General features: G+C 47.9%; 16 protein-coding genes. 5 read left to right on the top strand and 11 right to left on the bottom strand.

The window, feature by feature from the left end:
* Positions 1 to 8: 8 nt before the first annotated feature.
* The 5 genes from folE to ABNK31_RS15610 all read right to left on the bottom strand — a co-directional run bounded on the left by folE (position 9) and on the right by ABNK31_RS15610 (position 3,824).
* Positions 9 to 590, bottom strand: coding sequence for a GTP cyclohydrolase I FolE (folE, locus tag ABNK31_RS15590; RefSeq protein WP_418893364.1), 582 nt, complete (start codon positions 588 to 590; stop codon positions 9 to 11).
* Between the two features lie 24 nt (positions 591 to 614).
* Positions 615 to 1,130: an SPOR domain-containing protein gene (locus tag ABNK31_RS15595; protein ID WP_418893365.1), complete on the bottom strand. Its 516-nt coding sequence runs from the start codon at positions 1,128 to 1,130 to the stop codon at positions 615 to 617.
* Between the two features lie 74 nt (positions 1,131 to 1,204).
* Entirely contained in the window at positions 1,205 to 1,960 is a 756-nt protein-coding gene (gene tpiA / locus ABNK31_RS15600; RefSeq protein ID WP_418893366.1) for a triose-phosphate isomerase, read from the bottom strand.
* 17 nt (positions 1,961 to 1,977) lie between these two features.
* On the bottom strand, positions 1,978 to 3,276 hold the full coding sequence (locus tag ABNK31_RS15605) for a BT_3928 family protein (RefSeq protein WP_418893367.1): 1,299 nt from the start codon (positions 3,274 to 3,276) through the stop codon (positions 1,978 to 1,980).
* The gene (locus tag ABNK31_RS15610) at positions 3,273 to 3,824 is read right to left on the bottom strand and encodes a DUF1599 domain-containing protein (protein ID WP_418895425.1); all 552 of its coding nucleotides are present in this window, start codon (positions 3,822 to 3,824) and stop codon (positions 3,273 to 3,275) included. The genes ABNK31_RS15605 and ABNK31_RS15610 overlap by 4 nt, the downstream gene beginning before the upstream one ends.
* Before the next feature lie 189 nt (positions 3,825 to 4,013).
* Between ABNK31_RS15610 and ABNK31_RS15615 the strand changes: the two genes are divergently transcribed.
* Complete coding sequence (locus ABNK31_RS15615; protein ID WP_418892526.1) at positions 4,014 to 5,222, top strand: IS110 family transposase; 1,209 nt, start codon at positions 4,014 to 4,016, stop codon at positions 5,220 to 5,222.
* Between the two features lie 344 nt (positions 5,223 to 5,566).
* On the opposite strand, the gene ABNK31_RS15620 is transcribed toward ABNK31_RS15615, so the two are convergent.
* The 4 genes from ABNK31_RS15620 to ABNK31_RS15635 form a co-directional block, all read right to left on the bottom strand.
* Entirely contained in the window at positions 5,567 to 6,592 is a 1,026-nt protein-coding gene (locus ABNK31_RS15620; RefSeq protein ID WP_418893368.1) for a peptidoglycan DD-metalloendopeptidase family protein, read from the bottom strand.
* Between the two features lie 47 nt (positions 6,593 to 6,639).
* On the bottom strand, positions 6,640 to 7,104 hold the full coding sequence (gene ndk, locus ABNK31_RS15625) for a nucleoside-diphosphate kinase (protein ID WP_418893369.1): 465 nt from the start codon (positions 7,102 to 7,104) through the stop codon (positions 6,640 to 6,642).
* A gap of 379 nt (positions 7,105 to 7,483) precedes the next feature.
* Positions 7,484 to 9,706 (bottom strand): GH92 family glycosyl hydrolase, encoded by a 2,223-nt coding sequence (locus ABNK31_RS15630; protein ID WP_418893370.1) that lies wholly within the window; start codon positions 9,704 to 9,706, stop codon positions 7,484 to 7,486.
* Between the two features lie 264 nt (positions 9,707 to 9,970).
* Positions 9,971 to 11,959: an OPT family oligopeptide transporter gene (locus ABNK31_RS15635; protein ID WP_418893371.1), complete on the bottom strand. Its 1,989-nt coding sequence runs from the start codon at positions 11,957 to 11,959 to the stop codon at positions 9,971 to 9,973.
* Between the two features lie 172 nt (positions 11,960 to 12,131).
* Here ABNK31_RS15635 and ABNK31_RS15640 point away from each other — a divergent pair, with 172 nt between their 5' ends.
* The 4 genes from ABNK31_RS15640 to ABNK31_RS15655 all read left to right on the top strand — a co-directional run bounded on the left by ABNK31_RS15640 (position 12,132) and on the right by ABNK31_RS15655 (position 15,919).
* The gene (locus tag ABNK31_RS15640; RefSeq protein WP_418893372.1) at positions 12,132 to 13,004 is read left to right on the top strand and encodes an EamA family transporter; all 873 of its coding nucleotides are present in this window, start codon (positions 12,132 to 12,134) and stop codon (positions 13,002 to 13,004) included.
* A gap of 184 nt (positions 13,005 to 13,188) precedes the next feature.
* On the top strand, positions 13,189 to 13,317 hold the full coding sequence (locus tag ABNK31_RS15645; RefSeq protein WP_418893373.1) for a hypothetical protein: 129 nt from the start codon (positions 13,189 to 13,191) through the stop codon (positions 13,315 to 13,317).
* 233 nt (positions 13,318 to 13,550) lie between these two features.
* Positions 13,551 to 14,498 carry a cysteine synthase A gene (cysK, locus tag ABNK31_RS15650; RefSeq protein ID WP_418893374.1) on the top strand — a complete coding sequence of 316 codons (948 nt, stop codon included), beginning with the start codon at positions 13,551 to 13,553 and terminating at the stop codon, positions 14,496 to 14,498.
* Between the two features lie 116 nt (positions 14,499 to 14,614).
* Complete coding sequence (locus tag ABNK31_RS15655) at positions 14,615 to 15,919, top strand: O-acetylhomoserine aminocarboxypropyltransferase/cysteine synthase family protein (protein WP_418893375.1); 1,305 nt, start codon at positions 14,615 to 14,617, stop codon at positions 15,917 to 15,919.
* Between the two features lie 97 nt (positions 15,920 to 16,016).
* Here the strand turns inward: ABNK31_RS15655 and ABNK31_RS15660 are convergent, their stop codons facing one another.
* Positions 16,017 to 16,844 (bottom strand): hypothetical protein, encoded by an 828-nt coding sequence (locus tag ABNK31_RS15660; RefSeq protein WP_418893376.1) that lies wholly within the window; start codon positions 16,842 to 16,844, stop codon positions 16,017 to 16,019.
* 624 nt (positions 16,845 to 17,468) lie between these two features.
* Positions 17,469 to 18,056, bottom strand: a complete 588-nt coding sequence (locus ABNK31_RS15665) for a non-canonical purine NTP diphosphatase (protein WP_418893377.1) — start codon at positions 18,054 to 18,056, stop codon at positions 17,469 to 17,471.
* Positions 18,057 to 18,086 lie beyond the last annotated feature (30 nt).

Here is an 18,086-nt window from a genome sequence, read left to right on the forward strand (position 1 = left end):
AATAAATTCTATTTCTTAATAAGATTAATGAATTCTTCTCGGGTTTTCTGCTGATTAAATACCCCCGTAAAGTCCGAAGTCGTCGTAACGGAATGCTGCTTTTCCACACCGCGCATTTGCATACACATGTGTTGCGCTTCAATGACGACCATGACCCCCATCGGGTTCAGTGTTTTCTGGATACATTCTTTGATTTGCGTCGTCAACCGTTCCTGCACCTGCAAGCGATGAGCATAGACATCTACCACACGGGCTATTTTACTCAATCCCGTGATATACTCGTTGGGGATATAGGCGACATGGGCTTTACCGAAAAAAGGTAACATGTGATGTTCGCATAACGAAAAGATATCGATATCTTTCACGATGACCATTTGTCGATAATTCTCTTTGAACAGGGCCGAACGCAATATCTTCTCCGGATCCTGACGGTATCCCCGCGTGAGGTATTGCATCGCTTTGGCGACACGCTGAGGGGTTTTTAGAAGGCCCTCCCGTTCCACATCTTCACCGAGGATCGTAATAATTTCACGCATGTGATCCGCCAGCGCGGACACACCGTTCTCATCTTGCAGTTCTTCCGACAACATTCTAATAGGGATTAATTGGGGGTTTTATTCTCCTTGAACCGGTATTTTCACTTCATCGACCACAATATACATTTCTTTTCCGAAGGCCGGAAGCTTACGTTGCATTTCATGCATCACGGCATTGGCTTCGTCGCGCGACCTGAAATTGCCGACCCGCAAGCGCCAAAAAGGGGAGTCGAATAAAACCACCGTTTCGAGTTCCGGAAAGGATCCGTTTATTAACTGTTGCTTATAGTAAGCTTCGTTTTTCGAAGTACGCTGGTTGTTTCCGGCAAAAGCTTGTATTTTAAAACCACGCATCCTCACGTATTGTTCCGCTCCATCGCGTGAAGAATAGACTTTCCGTGGTGGGGCCATGGGACGACCGAGAACCTCGCGGATACTCTCGTCTTCGTATACGGTGACTTCCCCTTTGCCGCGCACATCCGTATTCAAAGCATCCAGAATCGCTTTGTGGTGCTTGGTTTGTTGCGCATATCCGGACACGGCAAGCGCCAAGAACAAAAACAACACCGCCGTGAATTTATACTGTATTTGCATAGTCATTTTTCCACAAAGATATGGAAATACCGCAGATACCAGGAGTATCTGCGGTAAAAAATTCCGTAAAACAATTAAAAAGCTTCAATGATGGGCAGAAACTTTTCAACACCCAACGAAGCACCTCCGATTAATCCGCCATCCACATCGGGATTGGAAAACAGCTCTTTTGCATTGGATGCATTCGCGCTCCCGCCATACAGGATGGAGGTATTATCCGCAATTTCCTTGCCATATTTTTCAACCAGCGTTTTGCGGATAAAGGCATGCATTTCCTGAGCTTGATCGGCCGTAGCGGTCTTTCCTGTTCCGATAGCCCATACGGGTTCATAAGCCAGGACGATCTTCGCGAAATCTTCCGAGGAAAGATCGAACAAGGAAGCACGGATTTGGCCTTTTACCACCTCGAAGTGGTTACCGGATTCTCTTTCTTCCAGCACTTCTCCGACACAGAAGATGGGGGTAAGACCGTTATCGAGCGCCAACCGTACTTTTTCCTTCAAGATTTCCGGCGTTTCGTGATAGTAAGCCCGGCGTTCGCTGTGACCCAGAATGACATACGTAGCTCCGGTAGAAGCGACCATCGCAGCCGATACCTCTCCCGTATACGCGCCCGATACTTTGTCGGCGCAGTTTTGGGCGGCGACACCTATTTTGTTTTTGTCCACCACACCGGCGACGCTTGCCAAATGAATGAACGGGGTCCCGATAATGACATCGCAGTTCAATGTCTTACCTTTCAACGCCTCGTTCAAGTCTTTTGCCAATGTCACTCCTTCTTGCAGGGTTTTGTTCATTTTCCAATTACCTGCTACAATGTTTTTTCTCATACGTTTTTACTTTTTATTTATTTATATTTCTTTGTATAGAATGTTCTATCTATTACTTTAATAAGGACTAAGGGGACGATAAACAGCAAAATAATCACAGCCAATGTGCGGCGATCACGTGCAGAGGTATTTTCGACCCTTGCAAAAGAAGCTTCTTCCAAACGCGGGGGAAGTTGTTCGAGCGACGGAACATCGCGATCATCCCATTCATGGAGGATCACGCCGTTTTTCAGCAACAGTAATCCCGGGTTGGAACGGATCATCGTTTTCAGCATCCGCTCATCGGCATGGGCAAATGAGAAAGAAGCCTTGTGCTCACGGCTCCACGTATCGATAACCGATGCCGACGATGAAGTGAGACAATAAAACGAATACCCTTTATCCGAAGCATATTCCGCCAGGGCGCTAAAACGCCCCAGATACTTCAAATGCATTTCTTCCAAATCATACGCAATCATCAGGAAGGTGTAGGAAGAATCCGAGAGAATCTGTTGCGTAATATCTCCCGCCGGAAGAAGTTGCCCGGATAAGCTGTCCGGCATTAACATTTCGACGGCAAAGTCTTCTATCGCGGGTTTCACGCCTTCTTTGATCAAGCGGGTTTCCATATCGACAAACGTCCATGTAGAATCATTCCAGGGATAGTTCTCTTCCGAGAATGTTTGTTGCTTGCCGTCTTTGCGATAAATAAAAACCGTTTCGTACACATCGCCCTCTTCCGGATCGACTTCCATCAGTCGGGGAATATCAGCCCCTATCTTATAAGCTCTGAAGTCGAAAACCGGTAACGTATAGCTATTATACAGCGCGAATCCAAATCCGAAAAGCACGCAAAACAAAGCTGCAATCCAAGCCGTTTTCGGGGAAAACAGCGGAACCATGCGGTGACGGAAGATAACCAACAGGATGGCGGCAGCCAGCAGTACCACATTCTTATAAAATGTCGCCCAATTACTGATAATAAATGCATCGCCGAAACAACCGCAGTCCTCGACCGGATTAGCCAATGCAATCCATAAGGTGAGGGGGGTGAAAAAAACCATAAACAACAGCACGCCGATAGTCGTCCATTTACGGTAAAGGCCCAACAGGATTCCGATCCCCAGCAAAAACTCGGCAACCGACAGCAAAATAGCAAGAGGCAGTGCCGTCGGGAAAAAAGCGGTCATATCGAATTCAATCAGATAATCCTGAATCTTATAGCAGAAGCCCAACGGATCGACCGCTTTTACAAATCCGGAAAAGGTAAAAGTCGCCCCGACAATGATTCGAGACAACCACACGGAGAGGGCTATTATCTTTTTCTTGAAACTCATTGTGGCATATCTTCAAAATGCAATTTAATCAAACCGAAAAGAGCATAATTAATCATATCCCTGTAGTTGGCATCGATACCTTCCGAAATCAGGGTTTTGCCTTCATTGCTCTCGATCTCTTTCGTACGATATATTTTCATCAAAATAAGATCGGTATACGAACTGATGCGCATACTTCGCCACGCCTCGTCATAGTCGTGATTCTTCGCATACATCAACTCTTTGGCCCCGGTAATATGGCGGTCATACAACTGAAGCGCTTCTTCGACGGACAGATCGATCCGGTCGGAGTAACCCTTCTCGAGTTGTATCAAACCGATGACACTGTAATTAACAATTCCGATAAATTCGGGAAAGATCCCTTCATCGACTTTATTTTCTTTTTTGATTTCCAGAGAACGGATCCGGTTGGCTTTGATATATATCTGATCGGTAACGGATTCCGGACGGAGAATACGCCACGAAGCGCCGTAATCTTGCAGTTTCTTTTGAAACACATTACGGCAGATGGCTATAACTTCTTCAAATTGTTTATTGGTGACGTCCATTTCCTGAGTATCCATCTATTTTTTCTAAAAACAATCAAACAAATATACATAAAAGTATACACATATACACAGACCCATAAAAATTGAGTGTTCTGTTTGAGTCCGTTTGGGCCGGTTTTACACATTGATTTGAAATAAGCCACAACTTTCTCTATATTTGAAGATCATTAACCACTAAAATATTCAATAATGAAAAAAGTATGTGGCTTAGATGTGCACAAAGATAATATATTCTGTGCAATCTACAATGGAGAGAGTCATTCTCAAGTGAAAGAATATGCAACGCTGACCCCTGCAATCTATTCGATGGGTGAGTACCTGCAGTCGGAAGAGGTGGAGGAGGTGGCCCTGGAAAGCACGGGTATCTACTGGATTGCCGTGTGGGACATATTCTACGAGATGGGGTTCAAGTTGACGCTTGTCAACCCGTACCTGATCAAACAGATGCCGGGTCGTAAGAGCGACATCAAGGATGCCCAGTGGATAGCCAGCCTGTTGCACAAGGGCATGATGCGCGGCAGTTTCGTTCCTGCTCCCCTGATACAGGAGTTGCGGGTCTATTCTCGCAAATACGGCAAGCTCAGGCAGCAGGTGACCCGTGTGCTGACGTGTATGGACGCCATCCTGGTAAAGGCAGGTATCCGGGCGAGCAGTTGCCTGAGCAGTATCAGCACGAAAAGTTTCATGGGTATCGTCGAGGCGCTGATAGCCGGATGGACAGACCCGGGCTATCTTGTAAGCCTGGTGTACGGGAACAGGAAAAACAAGCAGAGCGGGAAATTAAAGGAGGCCCTTAGGGGCAATATCAGGGCGCACCACCGCCAGGAATTGTCCTGGGCGAAACAGGAGTATGACATATACCAGTTGCAGATATCGGAATGTCTGTCACAAATGGAGCGGATATGTGGCCTACATTTTGCGTTGCCGGTAAATCTTTTACAAACCATTCCGGGAATAAGCCGGATAGCGGCGATGACCATAATAGCCGAAACGGGTGGGGATATGAGTGTCTTTGAAAATAGCGGCAAGATTGTCGGATGGGCGGGATTGCGCCCGAGGAATGATGAAAGCGCCGGCAAATACAAGAGCACCGCTACCACCAAAGGCAACAAGTACCTGCGTTCGATCCTGGTACAGGTCTCCTGGGCGGCTTCCCGGTCGAAGGGTTCGTTTTTCAAGGAAAAGTTCCAACGCATGACCATGCGCAAGCCAAGGAAAAAGGCTCTGGTCGCCATAGCAAGGAAACTGCTCGTTGTCATATGGAACGTGCTCAAGCACACCAGGCAATACGATCCCCGGCTGGCCCCTGTTTACGATCCGGTGAAGATGAAAGCCCGGCTCGCATATTACAAGAAGGAGTACGAAAAAACAGCGAACATACTGAATATTAATCTATAATACAAGCGTAAAGGCCGGGTAACTTTGTGGTGGCTCAAGACCCCGTTTACAAATAGGCCAATGTCACAGTCGTCCCTGAAACGACCTCAAGAACACAGACCGGGGTTAATGCTGCTCCCAATAAGAGAAGACAAGCCCGCAGAAGAAAATCGCATATCGGAAGGCGTCACCGCGTCTTTGCCTGCAACCTTGTGGGTAGGGTGATTTATGCCTGTATCCAAACATCTTTCTCTATTTAGCTCCATTTTTCTTTGAATATGGGGGGAATTTATAGAAGAAAGATACAAAAAAAAAGGTACAACATTGTATATTGTACCTTTTTCTGAAAAATGTTGAATTTGGGCTTATGAAATACGAATAGATTTACCTACACGTAACGTAGTTCTTCTCGACAGATTATTTAACGAGCACAATTTCCTAATCGAGACGCCATATCGTTGAGCAATTGCACCTAATGTATCGCCCCGTTTAATGCGGTGATATTTTACGTTACCCGATACATATTTATTCGTTTTGGCGGAAGGTGCTTTATGAATCGCTACATCCCTGTCGCTTCTTATAATAGATTTGCTGCTGCGCGAAGTCTTTTTGTAAGAAGAGTTCGTAACCAGATATTCGTCACGATGGCAGACTTTATTTTGAAAATCGATAATAAAATTGGGATTGATGGGTTTTCCAAGGAATCGTGTTTCAAAGTGAAGGTGGGATCCGAAAGAGCGGCCGGTATTGCCGGCTAAGGCGATGGGGTCTCCCGAACGGACAAAATCGTTTTCATTTACCAGGAACTTTGACAAGTGTCCGTATACGATTTCGAGACCATTTATATGCCGGATAACGACATAATAACCATATCCCCTTCGCTCGAACTGTTTTACCCGTACTTTACCGTCGAAAGCGGCATAAATGGTATCGCCTGTTTGCGCTTTCAAGTCGATTCCGTAATGATATCGGCGGCTGCCCCGTCTTCCGAAGTTCGACGTCATGTATCCGTTGCAGGGCATGGTGAAGTTACTGAGATCGACCATAAACGAATCGGGGGCGTTTTGCAGGTTCCCATAAGCACTGACGTGACGGTTGGTCCACATACCCTGATAAATATCGTCAGCGGGAATTTCATTCGGATTGAAAGCCTCTCTTTCAGCTTCAGCCTCTTCAAGTACAGACAAATCCATTTTAAGCTTTAAACCGTCGACCATTAATGCCGAGGCACTACTTAAACTGGAACTGTGTAGTTGTTTATAGCCAACTTCCGGTCTCGATTTATCGGCATTCTTTTTATCAGCCGATTGAGAAAAAGCACTGAATGTTACAAACGTAAACGAGGCCAGTAACAAAGCGCTTGCTTTAGATAATAATTTTTTTCTCTCCATTCGTATTGTAAGCTGTTACATCTTCTGTTCAATTAAATAGGATTGTTTTATTCATATTCGTCATTGGCATACACATTCGGTAATGTCAATTGCGGATAAGTGTATATCTCGTCTTCGGAAAAGAATCGTTTCAACTCGACTTTTGCCGACTCCTCCGAATCGGAGGCGTGAACAATATTTTCCTGTACACTGATACTGTAATCGCCCCGTATCGTTCCGGGCTGGGCTTCGCGCCCATTGGTCGATCCGGTCATCTTACGTACCACTTCCACAGCATCTACGCCTTTCAACGCCATAAGAATCACAGGACTTGCCTGCATAGAGTCCTTAATGCGTCCAAAGAAAGATTTTGCTTTAAGATGAGCGTAGTGCTCTTCAAGGACGGAATCGGATAGCGACATCATTTTCATCCCCACTATCTGAAGGCCTTTTTTTTCAAAGCGGGAGATTACCTCGCCTGCTATTCCTCTTTGTATTGCCGATGGCTTTACTATTACAAATGTTACCTGCATTGAATTTGAATTCAATAATCGAATTTATCTATGACCTAATGATGATTTTTTTCTTTAATTGACTCCAAAGTAAACATTTTATTGTTTTTGAATCAAATAAAATCGCATTAAAAATAGCAAAGCGAAATCTAAAAAAACAAAAAAGGCAAGGGACACCCATAGTAACTGTTTGAAAAGAAGACATTTAATCAAAAACATGTTTTACAGCATGTTTTCCATATTTTAAAAGAATGAAACACGCATTAACAATTATTTATTGTGCCACGATGTTAAACGCACATGGTAAATGGTCTGCACTTAGTAAAACAATGATTATAGGGCTCTTGTTCACTCAAGAAGCACCGGGGGCGTCGCTTGGAGCGGCACCCCCGGTTATGCCTTAAGGTTGTTTTCCGGTCATGTAAAACACCAACGTTCCTCCGGCCATCAAGTCTTTGTAAGAGAGCGTCTTTTTATCGTAATATTGTCCGTTCCATTCGATTTTTTCGACAAACAAGTTTTCCTCCGATAAGTTTTTCGCTTCCATCCGGAACTCTTTGCCATTTTCGAGCGGAATCACCGCCGACGGAATCTGCGGGGCGCCCAACACGAACTCACCGCTCACAGGATTGAGCGGATAGAACCCCATAGCCGAAAACACATACCATGCCGACATCTGGCCGCAGTCGTCATTGCCGATCAACCCGTCGGGTTTGGCTTTGTAGAAGTCAGTGCAAATACGGCGGATGAGTTTCTGCACTTCAGCCGGCCTATCCAAATAGGCGTAAATATAAGCCACGTGATGGCTCGGCTCATTGCCGTGCGCATATTGCCCGATTAGGCCGGTAACATCCGATAAGGTTCCGGTGGTTTGCTGCGTGGTATAAAACAGAGAATCGAGATATTGCCCGGCTTTCTCCTTACCGCCCATCCATTCGATAAGGCCCGGTATATCCTGCATGACATGCCAGGTATATTGCAAGGCGTTTCCTTCGGTATAATGCCCCCCGACGTTCGAGTCGGCATGCGCCAACTGGTAGGGATCGAAAGGCGTCAACCAATTACCTTTGGAGTCTTTCGGGCGCATCGCTCCCGTTTCGGGGTCGAATACATTCTTATAATAATCGGCACGCTTCATAAAGAAGTCGCGATCTTCGGTTTTACCCAGCTTCTCCGCCATGAGGGCAGCGCTATAGTCGTCGATGCCGCACTCCATCGTACGCGAAACCGATTCGGTCTTTACCAGATCGTAAGGATAATAACCATAATGGTCGTACATCTCCCAATCCGATTTGGGATGCGTACTTTGGGTGATCGATTTTTTTATCGCCGCGTAAGCCCTTTCCGCATCGAAGCCCTCGAATCCTTTCAGATAAGCATCCGCGATCATCGGCACGGAATGGTTCGCGATCATCGTATAGGTTTCATGCCCCCATAAAGCCCAAATAGGCAGATGTCCCTTTTCGTCGGAATAATCGAGCATGGAGTTTACCAAGTCGGGGATGATTTCGGGACTGATAACCGTATAGAGAGGGAAAGCAGCTCGGAAAGTATCCCATTGCGAAAGCGTGGAATAATATTTGCCGCTCGCCGACTGAAGGGATCCGGCAGCGGTAGCTTCGCCATGCTTGCCGTTGATATCGGCAATATTGTTAGGCTGTATAAAGAGATGATACAAGGACGTGTAGAAATTGGTTTTATCGTCCTCCGATCCCTCAATGGTAATTTTGGAAAGATAGCGGTTCCATTCGCCGGAAGCGGCATCGCGAACAGCCTGGAAGTCCCATCCGGCAGCTTCTGCGGCAGCATTCGCCTTGGCGCTTTCGACACTCGTGGAGGAAAGGGCGACTTTCATGTTCAACTCTTCCCCGTCTTGCAGGTCGAACGACAGGATATAGCGGGGCGCTTTTTCACGCGGATCGCGTTTGACCAGCTCTTCCTTCGCCACAAAAGGTTTATCGAATTCGATCGTGAAATAATAGATACGCTCTACCCATTCGCGACGGCGCGTATAGCCGCTGATGACACGATCACTTTCGAAATTCACGTGATTGTCGAGGACATGGGTATGGATACGGTCTTTTGTCCAAACCAAACCGTGTTGGAAATCGACCAACACATTCGCCGTGTCGCCCTTTGCGAAAGCATAGTTATAAAAAGCCACATGCGGCGTAGCGCTTACCTGCACGCCCACGTTATTATCGGTCAACTCGACACTGTAATATCCGGGAGCGGCTTTTTCGGAAGCTTTATCGAAACGGCTGCTCAAGTCTTCCCGTTTTCTGCCGGCAAAAGGTTGCACCAACAAATCGCCTAAGTCCACACAACCCGTTCCGTTGAGGCGTGTTTGCGAAAAGCCGTTGATCACCGAATCTTCATACACATATCCGGCACAATATTCCCAGGAGTAATTACCGGTTTCAGGACCCGCCTGAATCATTCCCAAAGGATAGGTGGCCCCGGGAAAGGTATGCCCCGTAAAAGCCGTGCCTATAAACGGGTTTACATATTGCGTTAAATCGGTTTTCTCCTCCGCTTTATCCGAGGACTTTTGCGAACAAGCGGCAAACAACGCCACCATCAAAAGCGAACAAATTATTTTCGTTATTTTCATCTTTTTCATATCTATATTTTTAATCAATCAGTTAAGTTTCGCAAGCTATTTCGCCTGACAGTTTGCAGTTGCCTTTTATTGTTTACTGTTTACTGCCTACTGCTTACGTCTCAGCTGTTCGTCATTTGCAATTTGCAATTTGTCATTTGTAATTTGTCATTTGTAATTTGCAATTTGTCATTTGTAATTTGTCATTTGTAATTTCTTAAAGTCCCTTGCGAAACTTGAGTCAAACATTTATCTTCTTTCGTTTAATAGGATGATAAACGCCTTTTAGTTCATTTTCGCCCGTTTGGAATCCCAGACAAGATATCCGCAAAGCACGACATACATGGCCACTGCGAGCCATTGAGCGCCGTTGCTTGCCGCCCAAGCCTCGTTCATGAGGTCGGCTCCGGCAAATTTAATCGCCGCACTCACCACGCCCATCAAGGCGCCGCCCGCGATAAATCCGGAAGCCAGCAAGGTTCCGCGGTCTTTCCGGGCCGTGTTCAACGCGGCATCGCGACTGCGCGAAGAGACATACCAACTGATGGCACCGCCGATCAACAACGGGATATTCAATTCGAAAGGAATAAACATTCCCAGAGCAAACGCCAGCGCAGGCACTTTCAAAAACGTCAACACGAGAGCAATCACGGCTCCCACTCCATACAACACCCAGGGAGCGCCGGTACCCGACATCAGCGGGTCGATCACCGCCGCCATGGCATTGGCCTGCGGAGCCACCAACGCATCGGGGCCCGTAAAACCATACGTTTTGTTCAATATCATAATGACGCCGCCCACGGTAGCCGCCGAAACGAGCGTTCCGAGGAACTTCCAGGCCTCTTGCTTACGCGGGGTGGTTCCTATCCAGTACCCGATTTTCAGGTCGGTGATAAAACCGCCCGCCATCGAAAGGGCCGTACACACCACGCCGCCGATAACCATCGCCGCAACCATGCCCGAAGTGCCTTTCAGCCCGATAGAAACCAATACTACCGACGCCAGAATGAGCGTCATAAGGGTCATCCCCGACACAGGATTCGAACCGACAATGGCGATGGCATTGGCTGCCACGGTGGTAAACAGGAAGGCGATAATCGCTACGACCACAATCGCCACCAAGGCATGCAACAGGTTGGGAACCACGCCCAGCCAAAAGAAAATAAACGTCGCCACAATCGCCAGCACCGAAGCGATGGAAATAAACTTCATCGACAGGTCGCGTTGCGTGCGGCTGACCTCTTGCCGGCCCGCCTGCCCTTTGAGTTCCTTGCCGGCAAGGCCGACGGCGTTCTGAATGATGGGCCACGACTTGATGATACTGATAATACCCGCCGCGGCAATCCCGCCGATACCGATATGGCGGGCAAACGTGCCGAATAACTCTTCGGGCGACAATGCGGCGATCGATCCGGCAAATGCGGGATTCAACATCGTGGCCGCGGCATCGCCCGCAAACGGTAATAAAGGAATAATCACAAACCAAACGAGCGCCGACCCGATGGCGATGATGGCGGCATACTTCAGGCCGACAATATATCCGAGGCCGAGCACTGCCGCCCCGACATTCAATTTAAAGACCACCTTAGCCTGGTCGGCCAGCGTTACGCCCAAGGGAATAACACGCGACGTAAACGTTTCGGCCCATCCGCCGAAAGTCGAAACGATGAAGTCATAGAGCCCGCCGATGAGCCCGGCGGCGACAAGCGGTTTGGCCTGGCTGCCGCCTTTCTCGCCCGAAATCAATACCTGCGTGGTAGCGGTGGCTTCGGGGAAAGGATACTTGCCGTGCATATCCGATACGAAATATTTCCGGAACGGAATCAGAAAAAGAATCCCCAATATTCCTCCGAGCAATGAGCTCATGAACACCTGCATGAAGCTGACGGTGATTTCGGGATACTTTACCTGTAAAATGTATAACGCCGGCAAGGTGAAGATGGCGCCCGCGACGATAACGCCCGAACTGGCGCCGATAGACTGGATGATGACATTTTCGCCCAGGGCGTTTTTACGCTTCGAAGCGCCCGAAAGCCCCACGGCGATAATGGCAATAGGGATGGCGGCTTCGAAAACCTGCCCTACTTTAAGGCCTAAATACGCGGCGGCGGCCGAAAACAATATCGCCATCAACACGCCGAGGGAAACAGACCGGAAATTGACTTCCGGATAGTTCTTCTGCGGTGAAAGCAGCGGTTCATACTTTTCGCCCGGCTTCAATTCGCGCATGGCGTTTTCCGGTAATCCTTTGATTTTTTCTTCGTTCGATTCCATGTGTTTTAATTCTTTGAAGATGTCAAGCAACGACTGTTTGACTCGTTTCTTTTTTGATTTGCCCAAGAAGGGGATGTTGAAAATTTTTGCCGAAAATACAAAAAAAGGCGTAAAGAATGCGTCTCTTTTCGTAATTTTGTGCGCAAATCACTTCAAAAACTGTCCGTTTGGCATGACATCCTTGCTGCTTGCCCTCTTTGCCCGCATCATCGCGAATCCTTTTTCCAATGTATTCCAGAAAAAGTTGACTCTCGCGGGGCTGCACCCCCTGTGGGTCAACTTCGCCACATTCTTCCTTCTGGCGTGCGCCTGTGTCCTGCCCGCCTTATCCGTAAATTGGAGTGCATTTCCGGCGGCGTTCTGGTTAAACTGCGTCATAGCCGGCACCCTGAGCGCATCCGGCAACGGTTTTCTGGTGAAAGCCTTGCAGCAGGGCGACTTATCGGTATTGGGCCCCATCAACTCGTACAAACCGGTCGTCAGCCTCATCGGCGGTATTTTTTTATTGGGTGAATTGCCGGAAGCCGAAGCGCTGGCGGGCATCGCGCTCATCGTCGCAGGCAGCTATTTTGTGCTCGACATCAAGCAGGCAGGCGTCACGGTGAAAATAGGAAGACGTCCGGAAGTCGTTTACCGGATGGCCGCCATGGTATTGACCGCCATCGAGGCTCTCTTCATCAAAAAGATTATCGTACAAAGCAGCGTGCCCGTATCCTTTATCGTATGGTGCGGTTTCGGCGCCTTGTTTTCGGCCATATTACTGCCGGTGTTCGGCATTCGCTTCACCGCACAGTTGCGCAAAAGCCGGCCATCGAATGTACGATTGTTTGTAGCCCTTGCGGCTACGGTAGGACTGATGCAAGCGACCACGAATTATGTTTTTGCCCGCATGAACGTGAGTTACACCCTGGCGCTGTTTCAATTATCGGCGATGGTGTCGGTGGTGTTGGGGTGGAAGATTTTCCACGAGAAGAATATCCGTAGAAAATTGGGCGGTGCGGCCCTGATGATGGCGGGAGCAATACTCATCATCCTTACAAATTGACATCCATAACCGGCATCTGCGAACCAACTGACACTTCCAAACAGGAACTACCATAAATATGGTATTTTTTATAGAAACAGGGCATTTTTATTTTGTCGGAATAAAAATAGAATTACCTTTGTGTCGTGATGGTCATCGCACCACCCATACTTTTTTAAGAAAAATCGTATAAAATAACAGATCAATGAATTCTTCATTCACCGTATACAGCAACAGTCTTCGCATCTCGCTTCGTGCGATGTGTTGTTGCATGTCTATGGACATGCCTCGGCTGCGGTATCGGAAGAAAAATAGAATCGTCGGACTGTTTTAGTATAATTGTAAAACTAAACTCACGAAAGGCTCTTCCGAATAGTATCGGAAGGGCTTTTTTTATATAATAATTCAAGTTTCGCAGGGGACTTTAAAAAATGACAAATGACGAATGACAAATGACGAATTGCAAATGACGAACAGTTAGGAGTATGAAGTAATCGGTAAAAGGTAACTGTAAACTGCAAACTTTCAGGCGGAAGAATAACTCACAAAACTTAAATAATAAACAATATGGCTAACATTGCAAAAAAACTCACAGATTTAATTGGCAACACTCCCCTACTGGAGTTGACGAAGTATGGCGAAACACATCACCTTGGCGCGCATGTAATTGCTAAGTTGGAATACTTTAACCCCGCATCGAGCGTCAAAGACCGCATTGCGTTGGCAATGGTCGAAGATGCCGAACGGGCAGGCGTCCTGAAGCACGACAATGAACTCATCGAACCCACCAGTGGCAACACCGGTATCGGATTGGCTTTTGTTGCGGCAATAAAAGGATACAAACTAACGCTCACCATGCCCGACACCATGAGCGTGGAACGCCGCAACTTACTGAAAGCTTTAGGCGCACACATCGTGCTGACGCCCGGCGCGGAAGGAATGAAAGGCGCCGTGGGCAAGGCGGAAGAACTGCAACGCGCGAACCCGAAAGTTGTCATCCTGCAACAGTTCTCCAACCCCGCCAATCCCGAAGTACATAAGAAGACAACCGCCGAAGAAATATGGCGCGACACCGACGGGAAGGTCGATATCTTTGTCGCCGGCGTGGGAACGGGTGGAACCATCAGCGGTGTAGGCGAAGTACTGAAAAAATATAAACCCGGCGTGCAAATCATCGCTGTCGAACCTGCCGACTCGCCCGTGCTGGCGGGTGGAAAATCGGGCCCCCACAAAATACAAGGCATCGGGCCGGGATTCGTTCCCCAAACGTATAACCCGGATGTGGTCGATGAAATTGTACATGTGTCGAATGACGATGCCATCCGCACAGGGCGCGAACTGGCCCGGCAAGAAGGGCTGCTGGTGGGTATCTCGTCGGGAGCGGCGGCTTTCGCGGCGGCCGAAGTAGCCAAACGACCCGAAAATAAGGGAAAAAACATCGTCGTGATACTTCCCGATACGGGCGAACGTTATCTGTCGACATTGCTGTACGCATTCGACGAACATCCGCTTTAACCCGCATTCAAACATTATTTACCGGTAAGCGGCGGGTATGCCACAGGGGCTTAGGTGGGTTTGCCCCTTTACCCGCCGCCACATCCGGTCGATGAAACAAAAATATTCTTCAAAATATGGCTACAAATCAATTGAATTTTGAAACGCTGCAAGTACATGCAGGGCAAGAGGTGGACAAAACAACGCATGCGCGTGCAGTGCCCATCTATCAAACAACCTCTTACGTGTTCGAAGATGCAAAGGACGGAGCCGACCTGTTCGGGCTGCGCAAGTTCGGCAACATCTATTCACGCATTATGAACCCGACAACCGATGTGTTCGAAAAACGCATCGCCGCACTCGAAGGAGGCGTCTCGGCCTTGGCCACGGCTTCCGGGCAGTCGGCGCAGTTCATCGCGTTGAACAATATTCTCGAAGCGGGTGACAACTTTGTATCGACCAGTTTTTTATATGGAGGAACGTACAATCAGTTCAAGTCGCAATTCCGCCGCTTGGGCATCGAGGTACGCTTCACGCCGAATGAAAATCCGGAGGAATTCGAAAAGTTGATCGACGATAAGACGAAAGCGCTCTATCTCGAAACCATCGGAAACCCCGAACTCAACGTGCCCGACTTCGAAGCCATCGCAGCCGTGGCCGATAAACACGGTATACCGGTCATTGTCGACAATACCTTCGGCGCCGGAGGATATCTGTTCCGCCCGCTGGAGCACGGCGCTACGGTAGTCGTCGAAAGCGCCACCAAATGGATCGGCGGCCACGGTACGACGCTCGGAGGGGTCATCGTCGACAGTGGAAAATTCAACTGGGGCAACGGCAAGTTCCGCTCTTTTACGGAGCCGTCGGAGAGTTATCACGGACTGGTATTCTGGGATGCTTTCGGCGAAGGAAGTCCGTTCGGGAACATTGCCTTTACGTTGCGTGCACGGGTGGAAGGCCTGCGCGACTGGGGCGCCACGCTGGCTCCGTTCAACTCGTTCCTGCTGCTGCAAGGACTCGAATCGCTTTCGCTTCGCGTGGAGCGTCATTCGCAAAACGCACTCGCATTGGCCCAATGGCTCGAAAGCCATCCTGCCGTCGAGTTCGTACATTATCCGGGACTCGAAAGCAGTAAATATCACTCGCAGGCGAAGAAATACTTCAAACGGGGATATGGCGGCGTGTTGGTATTCAAGTTGAAAGGCGATGCGGAAAAGGCCGACCGCCTGATCGATCATCTCAAGTTGATTACGCACCTGGCCAATGTGGGCGATGCCAAAACATTGATTATCCACCCGGCAGCCACGACACACGAACAATTATCGCCCGACGAAAAGATTGCCTCGGGAGCCATTCCGGGACAATTACGTATCTCGGCCGGCATCGAGCATATCGATGACATCAAAGCCGACATCGAGCAAGCACTTCAAAAAGTAGGATAGGATTGTTTTTCTGGTTTTTTTACAGCCGGCGGGCCGCCTCAAGCCCGACCGGCTTTCTTGTGTCGAGAAATAGGGAAAGGACTCGTAAGAAGCAAAATCATTTGATATCGATCGATTCGATAATCCGGCGGAGAATTTTTTCACCTTCTTTATCATTCCCCTTGACAAGCCCTATCAACGTCCAATAAGTAACGCCTTGAGTTAATCCGACACCGAAAAAATCCACATCCAGTCCATTCATCTTAAAAGAACCGGAAAGCCGGTATCCCGACACCGATTCAACGGAATACATCTCTACATCATACACAAAATCGGTTATGCCGGGTTGGCTTTTAAGGCCGTTAGCACTGCCTTCCGCCGCTCCGAGCAGGTTGAAATCGATTCCGGGTTTATAAATAATGGTAGTTCCCGTTAACGTTATAGCCTCGTTATCCGAGTTTTCATATATCTCCATGCTTTCGACCATCGCTTCAAGAGACTCCGGCAACCCCTCGTCCGGACTCTTCACCAATCTCCAGGGAGCCTCGAAAGTCAGCCACTCATTGCCCATAGATTGTTTCACCCACTCCTGTTTCATTATCTTTGTTGAAGATTTTTTATTGTTTTTCAAGGCATCGACAGCGGAAGAGCCTAACCATCCACCCACGAGAGCACATATGGTCGTGGTAACCACAATCCATATTTTTTCTTTAAGGGAGCGGTAGCGAAGGGTCCGGGTCTTTTTTTTCGGCACTTCGGGCGGGAATTGGCTTTCGGTGATACACACTGCATTTTTGTAGTCTTCAAAACTTTTTCCGGGATTGCGGCGTTGCCATTCGGTGAAATTATTGTCCATCTTTTTGCCGCAAGACGAACAGAGCACGCTATAGGGCGAATTCATCTCGTTGAGATGTCCGCAATGATTGCATTTCAAATAATAAGGCATATAAATATCTATTGGATTAGCTACACAAAAGTACCATTTTTTTCATCCCCGCCTTTCAATTTCGAAAAAATATCAACGGAATACTTTCTCAAAAACAATTTTTTCCGGCAACATCGATAGTATGCAGGAAGAAAGGGAGAAAAATCCATTGAAGGAAAAGATAACGACAAAATGATGTTGTAAAAAGGAAGAAACAAAAAGGAGAAATACAGAACAAAGAGCATTTTTGTGAAAATATCTCTCTATAAATTCAAAACAGAGGGGTCATTTGTGAAAATATGCTCCTAAAAAGTAAAAACGAGACTCTCGTTTGTGAAAATAGGATCGACGATTGTGAAAATGTTTCTCATATTTGTAAAAACAAGAGAGTGTTTTATTAAAACATAGGCGTCGGAAAGGAAAAAAGGGTTGAGAATGGACGAAAGCAAAGACATGGTAGACAGAATTAAATACAAAGTGGCCGAAATAGGAGACAAGCAAGTCGATATAAAGACCAAAAAAATCAAAATAATAGCCTGGGAAATCGATAAATGAAACGATATGGAGAAATTGGTCTCCAGCGACTGTCCTTTTCTTCATCGTTCTTCGTTCTTCGTTCTTCGTTCATACTTCATCGTTCATACTTCATCCTTCAGCTTGCTCCATTAAGAAGGCAACCAGCTTATCGGAGGCAACGGCGCGATGGCTGATGATGTTTTTCACCTCATCACCCAACTCGGCAAAGGTCTTATCGTATCCTTCGGGGATAAACAGCGGGTCGTAACCGAAGCCGCCGGAGCCGCGTTTCTCCGTAGCAATCACACCCCGAATCTCCCCCTCGAAAAAATGCGTGTCGCCGTTCATCAGCAGGGCAATCACCGTGCGGAAGCGGGCGCGACGTTCCGAAACGCCTTCGAGGGCGCTCAACAACTTGCACATGTTGTCTTCGGGGCGGCAACCTTCGCCGGCATAACGCGACGAGTACACGCCCGGGGCGTTGTCCAAGGCCTGTACTTCGAGACCCGAATCGTCCGAAAAGCAATCATACCCGTAGCGGTCTTTCACATGGCGCGCCTTGATGAGGGCGTTCGCGCGAAACGTATCGCCCGTCTCGGGAATATCGTCGTGGCAGCCGATATCGGCTAAGCTTAAGATACGTAAACGCCCCTCCGTTATCTTGCGAATCTCGTCGAGCTTATGTTTATTATTGGTAGCAAATACAATTTCTTTCATATAATGTCTCCGGTCGCCAGTCTTCAGTCT

The organism is Limibacterium fermenti (assembly GCF_041902845.1).
GTDB lineage: Bacteria > Bacteroidota > Bacteroidia > Bacteroidales > Dysgonomonadaceae > Limibacterium > Limibacterium fermenti.